The following is a 14,748-nucleotide window of genomic DNA, read 5'->3' on the forward strand; positions in this document are numbered from 1 at the left end:
GTTAACATAGAAAATACCTAAAATGAAATTAGCAGTTGTAGGCGCGACTGGCCTGGTGGGCCAGGAAGTACTAAGAGTACTTGCCGAAAGAAATTTTGAGATTGATGAACTATTGATGGTCGCTTCAGAGCGCTCTGTTGGTAAACAGCTTTCTTATAAATCGAAGGAATACACTGTTATTGGATTAGAAGATGCCGTTAAAGCTGCTCCAGACATTGCCATTTTCTCTGCCGGTGGTTCTACTTCATTAGAGTGGGCTCCACGTTTTGCGGAAGTAGGCACAATCGTAATTGATAACTCTTCAGCATGGAGGATGAGCCCAGATCATAAACTAATTGTACCTGAAGTTAATGGCGAGGTAATAAGAATAGACGATAGAATAATTGCAAACCCTAATTGCTCTACCATCCAGATGGTATTGGCGTTAGCACCACTTCACAAGGCTTATAAAATAAAAAGGCTTGTTATTTCTACTTACCAGTCTGTGACAGGTACGGGAAAAGCTGCCGTTGATCAATTGATGAACGAGCGCAATGGCGCAGAAGGTGATAAAGTTTATCCACATAAAATAGATATGAATGTGTTACCACACATTGATGTGTTTATGGATAATGGCTACACTAAAGAAGAAATGAAGATGGTTAACGAGACCCGAAAAATTCTTCAGGATGATGATATTGCAATTACCGCTACAGCGGTAAGACTTCCTGTAATGGGAGGCCACTCAGAATCAGTAAACGTTGAGTTTTACCATGATTTTGATATTGATGAGGTAAAGCAGAAACTAGAAAATGCCGAAGGAATTGTGGTTGAAGATGACATTGAAAACAACGTTTATCCAATGCCACTTAATGCCCACGGCAAGGATGAGGTTTTTGTTGGTAGATTGAGAAGAGATGAATCTCAACCTAATACTTTGAACATGTGGATTGTTGCTGACAACCTGAGAAAAGGTGCTGCTACCAACGCAGTGCAGATCGCTCAGTTTATGACAAGTAATAACCTTGTATATTGATAGAAAAACTTCTTGATAAGGATGTCCAAAACTTTATTTTGGAAAATGAAAATGCAGACCCATTTGCGCTTTCTCTAAAAAATAAAGAATTCAAGGACATCCCTATTAAAGAATTGGCAGCACAGATAGCCGCAAGAAAAGTGGCGAAAACAAAGCTGCCGAGTTGGTATAACACCTACTCAATAATTTACCCTCCTAAAATCTCCATGGAGCAGTGCTCTTCTGAACTGACTGCCATTTACAAGTCAAATTTAGTTAGTGGCCAATCATTCATTGATTTAACAGGGGGTGCCGGTGTAGATACCTGGGCATTCTCAAAACGGTTTGACAAAGGAAGCTATATTGAGCAAAACGAAAACCTTCATTCATTAACCGAAAACAATTTTGGAATTTTGGGTGTGGATAACCTTACTACTCAGAACACCACAGCTGAGCGTTTTATTGAAGGCTTTGAAGGTTCAGTAGATTTCATTTATATAGATCCAGCTAGGCGGGACAAAAATCAAAACCGTGTTTTTCAATTTTCAGATTGTGAGCCAAACATAGAAGAGCTTTTGCCAAAGCTTCTAAACATTGCTGACAAGGTGATGATAAAAGCATCACCAATGTTAGATATTGATTTGAGCCTAAAGTCTTTGTCAAATATATCAGCGGTGCATATCGTTTCTGTTGGCAACGACTGCAAAGAGGTTTTGTACTTTGCTGATACTCGAGGTTCAGAAAATGTTGAGTTTACAACCATTAATTTGACCACTTCAAACGAGGAAGTTTTCAAATTTTCACAAAGTGACCTTACTAAAAGTATTGCCCATTACACCTCACCTCAAAACTATCTTTATGAGCCCAATGCCTCTATAATGAAGGCTGGTGCTTTTCAGTTGGTTTCAGAACAATTTAATGTAGGAAAGCTTCATCAACACACGCATTTGTACACAAGTGAAAAGCTGCAGGAGAATTTTCCTGGTCGGGTTTTCAAAATTGAAACCGTCATCAATTATGATAAAAAGCTTGTCGCAAAACTAATTCCAGAAGGTAAGGCAAATATTGCTACCAGAAATTTTAAAGACGATGTGGCTCAAATCCGCAAAAAAACTAAGCTAAAAGACGGAGGGGATAAATATATTTTTGCTTGTACTAATTTAGACAATAAGCCTATTATGATAATATGTACTAAAGCGAATAAAGCTCTTTGAGAATCTGATAAATCACATAAAAAAGGATGGCGGCAAAGCCATAGACCTTAATAACCTTCTTACGATTCTGGCGGTCTTCCCACCAAAGCATAATCCAGGGTTTGAATAAGCCTATCAATAAAAAGAATAAACTTAAAAAAGTCGCTGCCAAACTTATGTCTGCAAATAACTGCATTTTACTAAATTACAATGCTAAAACAGATTGCATCAATATTGGAAGATAAAATTTATAACTCCCTAAAAGAACAGGTGGAAAAATACTCCAGCTTAACAGCAGAAGAGTGGTCAAGCTTTTCTTCTTATTGGGAGCCATGCACATTCAGGAAAAACCAATACATGACCAAAGCTGGCCAGGTAGAAAACTGGTTTTACTTTGTTTATGATGGGGTTTTAAGATTATATGCAGCAAAAGATGGTGAAGAGATCAATGCAGGATTTACGTATAACAATGACTTCTCTGGTGAGTATGCCTCATTTCTTTCTCAGGAACCTACGGAGTTTTATATCCAAGCTATTACCGACTGCTCTTTGTTGAGAATCAGCTATAAAAACTTGATGTATATGTTTGATGAGCTGAAATGCATTGAGCGTTTTGGGCGACAATTCAATGCTAAGATTTTAATTGATATGGCCAAAAGGCAATTGGAATCAAGATCATTTACCGCTGAAGAGAAATATAAAAGGTTGTTAACTCAAAGTCCACATATATTGCAATTGGTACCACAAAAGCATCTAGCCTCTTATCTGGGCATGACCCCAGAGACTTTTAGTCGATTAAGAGCCAAGGTCCGTTGATTTCTTGATGTAGATCAAGTCGTGTTAAATAGCCTACATATACTTTTGTAAAAATTTATAAACATGGCTAAAATATCCCAACAAGAATTTCTTTCATCGCTGGAGGATGAAATTTCAAGACAACTTGAATTTGCCAAAAATCTTGAAGACTACTCTGAAGAAACTTTAAACCAAAAAGTGGACGCCAAGAGCTGGAGTGTATTAGAATGCCTTGAGCATATGAACCTCTCAATGCTTATTTATCTTGATCAATTTAAAATGATAAATAATTTCAAACCATCGGGCGGTCTGGTAAATTTTGGAATAAAAGGCAAATTCTTTGCCGAAGGCATGCGTCCAAAAAATGATAAAATAGCCTACAAAATGAAAACCTTTAAAAAGCTCACACCGGCAAGCCATTTGGGCAAGCAGGTAATCGAAAATTTCCTCAGTTATTCCACTTGGCTTTCAGGTTTTATAAAGAGTCATAAGTCACATGATCTAAATCGTATCAGGGTAAAAACAGCACTTGGCCCATTAGTAAAATTAAATGTAGCCGAAGCATTAAGTTTTGTTATTGCTCATAATGAAAGACATATATGGCAGGCAAATAATGTGCTCAAAGCTGTAGAATGAAATTTTTCTTTTCAAAAATAGTTGTTCGTTTTGAGTTAAAATATTCGTAAACTAGGAAAAACCAACCCTTTAAATCGATGAAAAATTACCTAAGCCTAGCCCTGGCAGCCACATTAGTATGTGGTCTTGCCTTATTTTCAGCTTTTAATTCTCCAGAGCTTGAGAAAGCCGAAAGCACAGAATTTGTAAATTCTGTAATGCAGATGTGGGGAACCTCAAAAATGCATACACTTGAAGTACTTGACGCCATGCCCGAAGACAAGTTCTCTTACAAACCCACTGATGTTAGTAAAACGTTTGGTTCTCAAATGGTGCACATCGGTTATACCTTGAAGTACTTTTCACAAGCTATGATTAAAGGTGAAAAAGTAGAATATGCAGAACCAGATCCAAATACGATGTCAAAAGCTGATATCAGAAAATTAATCGAAGATGGTTTTGATATGTACACGGCATCAATCAAAGAACTAAAGGTGGAAGATTTATCTGTTGAAATGCCATTGGGGCCAGATTATAAAATCACCAGACAGCAGTCTATCATTTTTGCGCATGACCATGTGACAAATCATAGAGCAAAAGCCAATCTGTATATCAGAATGAACGGAATAGATCCTCCAACCTATAAATTCTAAAAGCAATCAGACCGCCCTTGACAACAAACAAGGGCGGTTTTATTTTCCCCCAATCTCAATTCTTTAGGTCATTTTTCTACCTTTGCAGCCCATTGCATAAACTGTAATTGACAATTACTCAGTTTTGAAGTTTGGCACCCAATTATAAGGTGGCCATTACAAATGCTCAATAATTGTTTATATGGACTCCATATTTAAATAATGGAAGCAAAAGACCTTTTAAAGCTCTACAAAGCTGATAGCATTATTCAAACAGTCGCTGAGAAAACTAAAGCGAACGAGGAGAGCTATGTCCAATTAAAAGGAATTTCAGGAAGTTTAGATGCAGTTGTAGTAGCTGCAGTTTATCAGGCTAACCATCAAAATCACTTGATAGTACTGCACGATAAAGAAGAAGCGGCCTATTTTCATTATGATCTACAAAACCTAATGCCAGGCAAAGAGGTGTTGTTTTTCCCTACTTCATACAAAAGGCCGTATGAATTTGAAGAAACAGAAAATGCCAATGTGCTGATGCGTGCGGAAATTTTAAATCGTGTTAACCACAAAGCATCAAGTGGAGAAATAATAGTGACTTACCCAGAGGCTCTTACTGAAAAAGTTATCAACAAAAAGTCACTACTAAAAAACACTTTCTCAGCCAAAGTAGGCGAGCAAATTGATGTTGAGTTTTTAAGCGACCTACTGAGCACTTATGACTTTGAAAAAACCGATTTTGTTTATGAGGCTGGTCAGTTTGCAGTAAGAGGTGGAATTGTAGATGTGTTTTCCTATGCACATGACTTGCCATATCGTATTGAGCTATTTGGAAATGAGATAGAAAGTATCAGAACCTTTGATCCTAACTCTCAGCTTTCTGTAGATCAGATTAAGGAAATCAATCTGATACCAAACATTCAAACAAGGTTGATACTTGAGGAAAGGCAAGGGTTTTTAGACTTCCTGCCAAACAACACTAAAGTTTGGTACAAAGATTTTCAGCAAACTAATGACATTATTAACAACTACTTTGATAAAGCATCAGGCAGCTTTGGCGAAATTTTAAAGGAAAGTGGCAATACAAAAGTAGTCCTCAACCCTGAGGATCTTTTTGAAACGTCAAAGTCCTTCAAAAAGCAGATAAAAGAGTTGGTAAACATTGAGTTTGGTAACCGATTTGCCTTTAAAGATGCTACCACTTTTAATTTCGAATCTCAACCGCAGCCATCATTCAACAAGAATTTTGAGTTGCTGGTTAAAAATGTTGGGGAAAATCAAGAGCATAGCATAACCACGCTTATTGCCTCTGATTCTCAGCGTCAGCTAGAGCGACTGCACAATATTTTTGAAGAGATCGATCACCTTGTCAAGTTCCAAAGTTTTAATGTGAGTTTGCGTGCTGGGTTTGTTGACAACATTCTAAATATTGCCTGTTATACAGATCATCAAATCTTTGAAAGGTTTCACCGCTACAAAACCAAGGACAAACATTCTAAATCAAAGGCCTTAACCCTTAAAGAACTTAAAACTTTACAGCCCGGAGATTTTGTAACGCATATTGATTACGGTATTGGAAAGTTTGCCGGTATGGAAAAGCAGGAAATTAATGGCAAACTTCAGGAGGCCATCCGATTAATCTATCGTGATGATGATCTTTTATATGTCAGTATCCATTCGCTCCATAAAATCTCGAAGTACTCAGGCAAGGAAGGGGCTCCGCCATCTATAAGCAAGCTCGGTTCCCCTGAGTGGGAAAACAAAAAGAAAAAGGCCAAAAAGCAGGTTATTGATATAGCAAAAGACCTGATAAGTCTTTATGCCAAAAGGAAACAAGCTCCTGGTTTTGCTTTTACGAAGGATAGTTTCATGCAGACAGAGTTGGAATCATCATTTATTTATGAAGACACTCCTGATCAGGGTAAAGCCACATCTGATGTAAAAGAAGATATGGAAATGGCTCATCCAATGGACAGGTTGGTTTGTGGTGATGTGGGTTTTGGTAAAACTGAAGTAGCTATTCGTGCAGCTTTTAAAGCAGTAAATGATAGTAAGCAAGTAGCAGTACTAGTGCCAACTACTATTTTGGCCATGCAGCATTATCGCACATTTAGTGAGCGACTTGCGGATTTTCCTGCTAAAGTAGAATATATCAACAGGTTCAGAACCTCACAAGAAATCAAAGAGACACTAAAAAGAGTAAAAGAAGGAAAAACTGATATACTCATAGGTACTCATCGAATAGTTAGCAAAGATGTTGAATTCAAGGATCTTGGGCTGATGATTATTGATGAAGAGCAAAAGTTTGGTGTAAAGGTCAAGGAGAAGCTGAAAGAAATGCGTGTAAATGTTGATGCCTTAACATTAACGGCCACCCCAATTCCTAGAACTTTGCATTTTTCCCTCATGGGTGCGCGCGATTTAAGCATTATTTCAACTCCACCGCCCAACCGCCAGCCTGTAACTACAGAAATCCACACGTTCAATGAAGAGGTGGTCCGTGATGCCATAAGCTTTGAATTGAGAAGGGGCGGACAAGTTTTTTTTGTCCATAATAGAGTAGGAGATATTGAAGAAGTAGGAAACATTATTTTAAGGCTTGTTCCTGATGCGAGGATTGGAATTGCACATGGTCAAATGGACGGCCCTAAGCTTGAAAAAGCTATGATGAAATTTATTGAAGGAGAATTTGATGTGCTCGTTTCAACAAACATTATTGAGTCTGGCCTGGACATTCCTAATGCCAACACTATTATAATCAATCAGGCTCATACATTTGGGCTTTCTGACCTACACCAAATGCGTGGTCGTGTGGGTAGAAGTAATAAAAAGGCATTCTGTTATTTGCTTACTCCTCCAACCATTGGACTATCCTCCGATTCTCGTAAAAGATTGAGCACATTGGAAGAATTTTCAGATCTTGGTGACGGCTTCAAAGTGGCGATGCGAGATCTGGATATCAGAGGTGCAGGCAATTTATTGGGCTCTGAGCAAAGTGGATTTATTACTGATCTTGGATTTGAAATGTATCACAAAATACTTGATGAGGCCGTTCAGGAGTTAAAAGAGACAGAGTTCAAAGATCTTTTTGTCAAGGAATTGTCTCAAACAACAAAAGTACTGGTTGAGGAATGCAACATAGAAACGGATTTAGAGCTAATTATTCCAGAGACCTATGTTGCTAATATTTCGGAAAGATTAAGCCTATACTCCCAGCTCGATGGATTGAAGGCAGAAGAGGAGCTAACAGGTTTTGTTCAATCATTAACAGATCGATTTGGACCAGTGCCTGATTCGGTAGAAGAATTAGCCGAAACAGTTCGCCTCAGGTGGATGGCTGAAAAACTTGGGTTTGAAAAACTGACGATTAAGTCTGGTAAATTGAAAGGGTACTTTGCTTCATCAGATAACGAAACATATTTTAAGTCCGAGGTTTTTGGTGAGGTTTTAAGATTTGTACAATCTCAACCGAAAAGATGTAAATTAAAAGATTATAAAAACAGGTTAATACTTACCATTGATGAGGTTGCAAGTATTAAGGAAGCGAAAGAATTATTGAATATGTTTTAAATTTACAAAATGAGAAAACTCCAATTAGTCGATATAAGCATTAATGCAATAGTGTTTTTGTGTCTTTTCTTTTGTTCAAATACATCTCATGGTCAATTTGTTGGAGATTATGATCAAGAAAACTGGGATTTTATCTCTCAGGGACCATTGGGTGAGAGTACAGACGGAAGTATCGATTTGACAAATATGCCTTCGAGGCTTACAATTACTGGAAGTAACGATGAGGTTTCTGCGGCTACCACCGACTATAGTATTCAAATTAACACAACTGGAACAATCAAGTTTGCCTGGCTTTACGATACAGATGATGGGCCTGAGTATGATAAGGCTGGATATAAAATTAATGGTCAGTTTTATGAATTAACTGATCCAGGAGCAGGTTCTCCGCAAGAGGGTGAGTTAGCCGTTGAAGTTACCGCGGGAGATACTTTTGCTTTTTCGGTGGATGCAACAGACGCCTGCTGTGGACGTGGATACCTAACTATTCAAAAGTTTAGTACAGCGGATAACACCCCTCCAACCATTGATCAAGTGGAAAATTATTATTTGGGTGTAAATCCAGGTGAGATTGTGGTTGGTCTTACCGGCATCTCACCCGGAATCTTGGAATCAGATCAAGAGTTAACTGTTCAAGCACAATCAAGTAATTCTACTGTAATTGTTGACCCTGTTGTTAGTTACACTTCTCCTGATGATTTTGCTTCAATTACTTTTACACCCGAGTTGAATGCCTATGGCAATACCATAATTACTGTAACAGTAATGGATGATGGTGGCACAGCGAATGGAAGTACAGATCTAATTACAATGGAGTTTATGGTTTCAATAGCTGATAATTTCCCACCAACAATTAACAACGTTGATCCCCTAGTTTTAGAAATTAATCAGAATTTAATTTTTGACCTTTCAGGAATTACGGCTGGTCAAGGTGAGTCTCAAGATATGACGGTTACAGCAACTTCATCAAATCAATCACTAATTCCAGATATAAATATTGGTGTGGCTTACTTAAGCCCTGGAAATACCGGACAAATTAGTCTATCACCTCTACAAAATGTTGCGGGTGAATTGTTCATTACGGTTATAGTTTCGGACAATGGAACAACCAATAATAATGGGGACAATCAAACAGAAATTCAAATTCCAGTTCAGATTAACTCAAACGTATCTCCTACTATTGATGAGGTCTTTGATATTGAATTGTTCGTAGATGGTAACACAGAAACAATAGATTTATTTGGTATTTCAATTGGAGAAGATATTGTTAGTCAGGACTTGACCATTGAAGCAACTTCGAATAATACAGCACTTATTGCAAACCCTATTATAAATTATACCTCTCCTGATAATTTTGGATCACTTGAATTAACTCCTATTGCAGGTCAATCTGGAGAGGCAATAATTACTGTTACTGTTAGTGATAATGCAGGAGTTTCTGGCGGTGGTATTGACCAACAAGCAATAACTTTCAACGTAATTGTAAGAGGCAATTATCAACCACAAATATCACCCATATCTAACATTACCATGGGTATTAATGAGCCTTTAAGAGAAATAGACTTGAATCAAATATCAGGAGGTGTCATTACGAACGGAGATGTAATTGCTCTGACAGCAACATCAAGCAATTCTGCTGTTATTGCACCTGAAGGAATAACTGTTGATTATACTAGTCCAAATTCATTTGGCGTACTAGGTTTAACTCCAGTTACTGACGTAATTGGCGAAACTATAATTACAGTTACGGTCATGGACGATCAAGGGACTGCCAATAATGGAGAAAATACAAGAGAAGAAAAGTTCGTAGTAAAAGTAATACCAAATAGAAGACCTTTGATAGACCGGGTTGCAGATTTAAATTTGGATATCAACCCTGGAGTAATAGATGTTAATTTGTCCGGTATTAGTGCTGGGGAGTTTGATGAATATCAAGAACTTACCATTACTGCAACTTCTAATAATCTGGCTTTAATTCCGAACCCAAGTATTACATATTCTTCGCCAGATGGTGTTGGAACGTTAAGTTTTACTCCAGAGTTAAATGCAATTGGCGATGCCTCAATCACTTTAACTATAACCGACAATGGTGGTGATCAATTTGGCGGAGTTAATACATATTCTAGCAGTTTTAATGTTAATATAATTGGGAACCAAGCTCCAACCCTAAATGACATTGACGATCAGGTGTTGACCCTTGGAGAGAATAGAGATGTTATTATTGAAGGCATCACTGACGGCTTTAATAATACTCAGGATATTACGATAACAGCAGTTTCCAACAATGTGTCATTAGTGCCTAACCCAATTATTAATTACGTTAACGGAGAACCTAATGGAATTTTAACAATTCAGGGTGATGCCTATGGTCAAGCTACTATCACTGTTACAATAATGGATAATGGGGGCACTGCCAATGGAGGAATTGATGAACTAATACGTACTTTTAAAGTGGATGTATCAGGCAATACACCTCCAGTTGTAACTGATTCTAATACAGGTGACCCATTTAACCCAGGCATTGTAACAGTTAATAGTGGTTCTAGTGGTAAAGTATTGCTCTTCCAAGTTGAAGATGCAGACCATACCGTTGTAAGCGCTTCTGTTAATATTTTTAATCCTGCTTTTTCTAGTTTTATCAATGCATTTTTTACATCTGGAAGCTTTTTAGGAAGCATCAAAATTGAAACTCCTGAAGGTGTTGTTGGCACTACAGAGGTTACTCTAAGTGTCTCTGACGATGGTGGAGTGGACGATAATGGCATTGATACAAGAGAAATCAACCTTCAAGTTATTTCAAACCAGACATTCTATTATGATGGTATCATTGATAAATTCACTGAATATCATATTGAAGCTTTTTCAGTAGAAGAGGATGGTTATGCCCTTATTAAAAATACTGATTCTAACCTGACTGGTGGTACTTTGTCACTATATAAGAACAGCTTTAACCCAAATGATTTTGCTGAAAATAGAATAGCTGATGTAACTCTTGAAGAAGAAATTTATCAATATTTAGAAAGCGGAACAATTTATCAGCTCGTGCTTGTATCCAGTGATGTTAACAAAAGTTTTACTAACGAGATTGGTATATTGCATGGCTCTGTCAATTATGGATATACGCCTTATATAAATGATATAGTCAATGTCCAACCTATTGATGAAGATTCTCAGGGAGAAGTAGTTTTAACTGGAATTTCAGATGGAAATGGGTCTACAGACAACTTATTACTAAGTGTAACAACTGACTCACCTTCTTATTTTAATGGACTATCAATTAGTGACAATTTTGACGGAACGGCTGTTGTAAATATTACTCCTGATGCTAATATCAATGGAACGGCTTTAATTACCGTAATGGTTACAGCACCTGGTGGTGCAAGTATTGAAAAATCATTTGTTCAAGAGATTAATCCAGTTAATGATGCACCAGATTTTACGCTCTCCGAAAAAGAGCATTTCGTTACTCAAGAACTTAGAAATTCTCCTGTTGAAATTTCTATTGTCCAAGGACTTGTTCCTGAAGATGAGTTAGATCAACATGTTATATATAGTCTATCACCTCCCTCGGTTGATTTTGCAGACATAGCATTTGAGACAACTACAGGTTTATTCACTTTATCTAATTTCACTTCAGTTGAAACTGAACTAATTTTTACGATTACTGCCAACGATCAACAGCCAGAAAATAATACAGCGAGCCAAAGCTTCACCTTAAATCTATCTACTATAAATACTCCTCCAATATTTTCAGTAGATCCAAGTGTTATCAATATTACTCAAGAAGAAAGAGGTGAGGCTTTTATTGCGGTAGCTACTCCCGAAGAGGTACCAAGTAATGAATTGTTTCAAACAGTCACCTACAGTATTTCACCTAAAACAGTGGATTTTGCTGATGTATCAATTGATTCTCAGACGGGGCAGGTGACCATTACCAATATTGGCTCTTTTAGAGGGGCTCAAGAGTTTATCATTACAGCGGATGACAGTCAGCCATCAAGTAATCTATCAACGCAAACACTAACAGTGAATGTATCCACCGTTAACAATCCTCCTACATTTACTTTAAGCACAAGCGCTGTTGATATTACTCGCGAAAATTTTGTTAATAATATAAACGTGGATGTAATACCGGACGAAGTACCAGATGATGAAGGTTTTCAGGAAGTAGTTTATTCTATCACTCCAACAACGGTTGAGTTTGCCGATATTTCATTCAATAGTCAAACTGGTTCAATTACATTCTCAAACTTTTTAGAATTTAATGGAGAACAATCTTTTACAATTAGTGCCAATGACCAGCAGCCAGAAAACAATATAGCCTCACAAATATTGACCGTTAATATAAGTACAATTCTTTCTACGGAAGACAGTAATATATTACATGGTTTATCAATGTACCCTAATCCCGTTACAAATGATTTAATAATCAAAAAGACTGGTTACAAAATTAAATCCATCAATATTATGGACATAAATGGATTATCTGTTTTTAAGATGCATTATCGATCAGTACGTATACTCAAGCTTGATTTGTCGCACATTAACAGCGGACTATACATTTATACTGTAGAGGATGAGAAAGGCAACATCCTCCAAGGAAAATTCATTAAAAAATAGTATAACTCATTAAAAAAGCTGATCGATTTGACCAGCTTTTTTTAATGAGTTTATAGATAATAAAGTTTAGAGTCTATTCAAGGGCAAAACTTTAATCCTGACCATTCAGGATGTAGAATCAATCAATGAAGCAAAGAATATTTTAGAATTGATTCTACCAGTTAAATCAGAGGTAAAGGTCTGAAATATCTATTTGATCAATATAGGTGTCAGCAAGATCAATGTTCTTAAAGGCATGGATGCCTAGCACTTTTCCTTTTGAAGGAGAGTAGCATACTTCAACAAAGTAGTCCTTCATATAGTACAAATAGTATTTACTATCTTGTTCTGTTCTGTACACAATGTAATCTGCAAAGACGGTGATAAAATCACACTTCTTGTCGAACGGTAAAATCTGAAAGTCGCTAATGGATATCATAACTGAATTATTTTGCTTCAGCTATGATGGTATAAATTCTATGCCAAGGCCTAAATAGGGGTTAAATGACCATATTTGCCGTTAAAATGCATGAATCTAGTCCATATTGGGACGGATTATTCCCATATTGGGAGAGATTAGAAGCTCATCAGCTCTTTAAAGCGCTGCGTTTGACGCCTTGAAACATCAACATCATGACCGCCTTTCATATAGATTTTAATACTTCCACTAAACCAGGGTTCTATTCTTTCTACCCATTTTAGGTTTATGATTTGTTGCCTGTTCGCTCTGAAAAATGTCTGCGGGTCAAGACGGGTTTCGAGATAATTCAATGTTCTGGGTATCATCGGCTTATTCTCTTCAAAATACAGCTTAGTATAATTGCCATCCACCTCAAATAATCTGACTTCTGATAACTGAACGAACCAGCACTTATCACCATCCTTTACAAATACCTGATGATTCTCAGTCATTCTATCTTCAGACCTTGCACTTATCTTTTCTTTCTTTTCAGATACCTTATTAATGGCGCCCAAAAGCCTATCCTTCTGAATTGGCTTTTGAAGATAATCCAATGCATTGTAGTCAAAGGCCTTTATCGCATATTCATCATAAGCGGTAGTGAAAATTACTTCCGGAACTTCCTCGAGGTCTTCGAGCAGTTCGAAGCCATTTTTTCCAGGCATCTGAATATCAAGGAATATCAAATCAGGCTTCTTTTCCTCGATCATGTCCTTGGCTTCAATAGCATCAGCTGCCTCACCAATTACCTCAATAGTTTCAAATTCTTTTAATAATCTCTTCAATTCATTTCTCGCCAATCGCGAATCATCGATCACCAATGCTTTCATACTAATGGTATTTTAAATTTTGCTTGAACCATCTCTTCATTAAGGTTCTTTATTTCAAGGTCTGAAAGTTTACCAAAAATCAGTTTTAACCTATCAGACGCATTTTTTAGTCCTATTCCTGTTCCTTTTGAAATATTGTTTATTTGCCCAGTATTTATCACTTCAACAACAAGCGCATCATCATCCAAATATGATTTTACGTTTATAATTCCACCCTTTGGTAGGTTAGATATTCCATGTTTGATGGCATTTTCTACCAAAAGTTGTACAGCCATGGGAGGAATTTGTCTGTCCAGTGTTTCTGGCTTAATCTCCAATTTATACTGAAGTCTGTCCTCAAATTGTATAGACTCAAGATTAAGATAATTTTGAACCACCTCAAGCTCCTGCTCCAACCTCACCTTTTCTTTGTTATTAAATTGCACCGAATAACGCAGTAAATCAGAAACATGGGTAATCATATCTCTGGCCTTTTCCGGGTTTTCAATAACCAAAGACCGGATATTATTAAGACTGTTAAAAATAAAGTGTGGATTAATCTGAGATTTCAATGCTAAAAGTTGCGCATCCTTAACTGCAGCCTCAAGTTTCCATTTTTCAACCTCACTGTGTTTAAAATTCATAAAAAACTTAAACAGGAAATACATCAGCGACCAGCCGAGCATTACTATGGTCAAATTAGAAACAACAATAACTGCCACTATTAGTGTTTGCTGGTCTTCTTCGGAAGGAGGTAAAAACAATTTATTAATAGGCACCACAATAGCAGTCCAAACAACAGCAATAACAAAAGAGCCAACCAAAAGGCGAATAGCTAGTTTAAAAAGCCCCTGACTTTCCCAATGATTTTGCTTTATGTAATTGCGATAAAGATGAGAAAGTAAAAAGCCAAAAACGGCCGTATTTAAGTAGCCAACCAATACTTGCCATTGAAAATCACTAAAGTAATAAGCTATAAATGCATAGAAAAAATAAAATATAGACCAGCCGGCAACCTGGAGTGTCCAATATAGCTTGGTACTATTTATTTCTTCTTGCTTCATATTAGTATTTGACACCAATTACG

General features: G+C 37.0%; 10 protein-coding genes. 7 read left to right on the forward strand and 3 right to left on the reverse strand.

All coding sequences use genetic code 11. The features are described 5' to 3' along the window. The first annotated feature begins 22 nt into the window (after window positions 1–22). From E1140_RS06895 to E1140_RS06925, 7 genes are all read left to right on the forward strand, one after another. Window positions 23–1,015 (forward strand): aspartate-semialdehyde dehydrogenase, encoded by a 993-nt coding sequence (locus E1140_RS06895; protein ID WP_155180775.1) that lies wholly within the window; start codon window positions 23–25, stop codon window positions 1,013–1,015. Continuing rightward, window positions 1,012–2,208, forward strand: coding sequence for a THUMP-like domain-containing protein (locus E1140_RS06900; RefSeq protein ID WP_155180777.1), 1,197 nt, complete (start codon window positions 1,012–1,014; stop codon window positions 2,206–2,208). Before E1140_RS06895 ends, E1140_RS06900 begins: the two co-directional genes overlap by 4 nt. 189 nt (window positions 2,209–2,397) lie before the next feature. Then, on the forward strand, window positions 2,398–3,003 hold the full coding sequence (locus E1140_RS06905) for a Crp/Fnr family transcriptional regulator (RefSeq protein ID WP_155180779.1): 606 nt from the start codon (window positions 2,398–2,400) through the stop codon (window positions 3,001–3,003). 63 nt (window positions 3,004–3,066) lie between these two features. Next, on the forward strand, window positions 3,067–3,618 hold the full coding sequence (locus tag E1140_RS06910; protein ID WP_155180781.1) for a DinB family protein: 552 nt from the start codon (window positions 3,067–3,069) through the stop codon (window positions 3,616–3,618). Between the two features lie 77 nt (window positions 3,619–3,695). Continuing rightward, on the forward strand, window positions 3,696–4,250 hold the full coding sequence (locus E1140_RS06915) for a DinB family protein (RefSeq protein ID WP_155180783.1): 555 nt from the start codon (window positions 3,696–3,698) through the stop codon (window positions 4,248–4,250). 201 nt (window positions 4,251–4,451) lie between these two features. Beyond that, window positions 4,452–7,796 carry a transcription-repair coupling factor gene (gene mfd / locus E1140_RS06920; RefSeq protein WP_155180785.1) on the forward strand — a complete coding sequence of 1,115 codons (3,345 nt, stop codon included), beginning with the start codon at window positions 4,452–4,454 and terminating at the stop codon, window positions 7,794–7,796. A gap of 9 nt (window positions 7,797–7,805) precedes the next feature. Then, window positions 7,806–12,413, forward strand: coding sequence for a T9SS type A sorting domain-containing protein (locus E1140_RS06925; RefSeq protein WP_155180787.1), 4,608 nt, complete (start codon window positions 7,806–7,808; stop codon window positions 12,411–12,413). Window positions 12,414–12,579: 166 nt separating this feature from the next. Here E1140_RS06925 and E1140_RS06930 read toward each other — a convergent pair whose 3' ends face one another. From E1140_RS06930 to E1140_RS06940, 3 genes are all read right to left on the reverse strand, one after another. Beyond that, the gene (locus E1140_RS06930; protein ID WP_155180789.1) at window positions 12,580–12,831 is read right to left on the reverse strand and encodes a hypothetical protein; all 252 of its coding nucleotides are present in this window, start codon (window positions 12,829–12,831) and stop codon (window positions 12,580–12,582) included. A 137-nt stretch (window positions 12,832–12,968) separates the two neighbouring features. After that, window positions 12,969–13,682, reverse strand: a complete 714-nt coding sequence (locus E1140_RS06935; RefSeq protein WP_155180791.1) for a LytR/AlgR family response regulator transcription factor — start codon at window positions 13,680–13,682, stop codon at window positions 12,969–12,971. Beyond that, window positions 13,679–14,725, reverse strand: coding sequence for a sensor histidine kinase (locus E1140_RS06940; protein WP_155180793.1), 1,047 nt, complete (start codon window positions 14,723–14,725; stop codon window positions 13,679–13,681). The genes E1140_RS06935 and E1140_RS06940 overlap by 4 nt, the downstream gene beginning before the upstream one ends. Window positions 14,726–14,748 lie beyond the last annotated feature (23 nt).

The organism is Fulvivirga lutimaris (assembly GCF_009711525.1).
Classification (GTDB): domain Bacteria; phylum Bacteroidota; class Bacteroidia; order Cytophagales; family Cyclobacteriaceae; genus Fulvivirga; species Fulvivirga lutimaris.

Excerpts from the sequence above, each read along its gene's own strand:
- E1140_RS06895 (WP_155180775.1), top strand. The coding sequence starts at position 23 with ATGAAATTAGCAGTTGTAGGCGCGACTGGCCTGGTGGGCCAGGAAGTA.
- E1140_RS06905 (WP_155180779.1), top strand. The coding sequence starts at position 2,398 with ATGCTAAAACAGATTGCATCAATATTGGAAGATAAAATTTATAACTCC.
- E1140_RS06910 (WP_155180781.1), top strand. The coding sequence starts at position 3,067 with ATGGCTAAAATATCCCAACAAGAATTTCTTTCATCGCTGGAGGATGAA.
- E1140_RS06915 (WP_155180783.1), top strand. The coding sequence starts at position 3,696 with ATGAAAAATTACCTAAGCCTAGCCCTGGCAGCCACATTAGTATGTGGT.
- mfd (WP_155180785.1), top strand. The coding sequence starts at position 4,452 with ATGGAAGCAAAAGACCTTTTAAAGCTCTACAAAGCTGATAGCATTATT.
- E1140_RS06925 (WP_155180787.1), top strand. The coding sequence starts at position 7,806 with ATGAGAAAACTCCAATTAGTCGATATAAGCATTAATGCAATAGTGTTT.
- E1140_RS06930 (WP_155180789.1), bottom strand. The coding sequence starts at position 12,831 with ATGATATCCATTAGCGACTTTCAGATTTTACCGTTCGACAAGAAGTGT.
- E1140_RS06935 (WP_155180791.1), bottom strand. The coding sequence starts at position 13,682 with ATGAAAGCATTGGTGATCGATGATTCGCGATTGGCGAGAAATGAATTG.
- E1140_RS06940 (WP_155180793.1), bottom strand. The coding sequence starts at position 14,725 with ATGAAGCAAGAAGAAATAAATAGTACCAAGCTATATTGGACACTCCAG.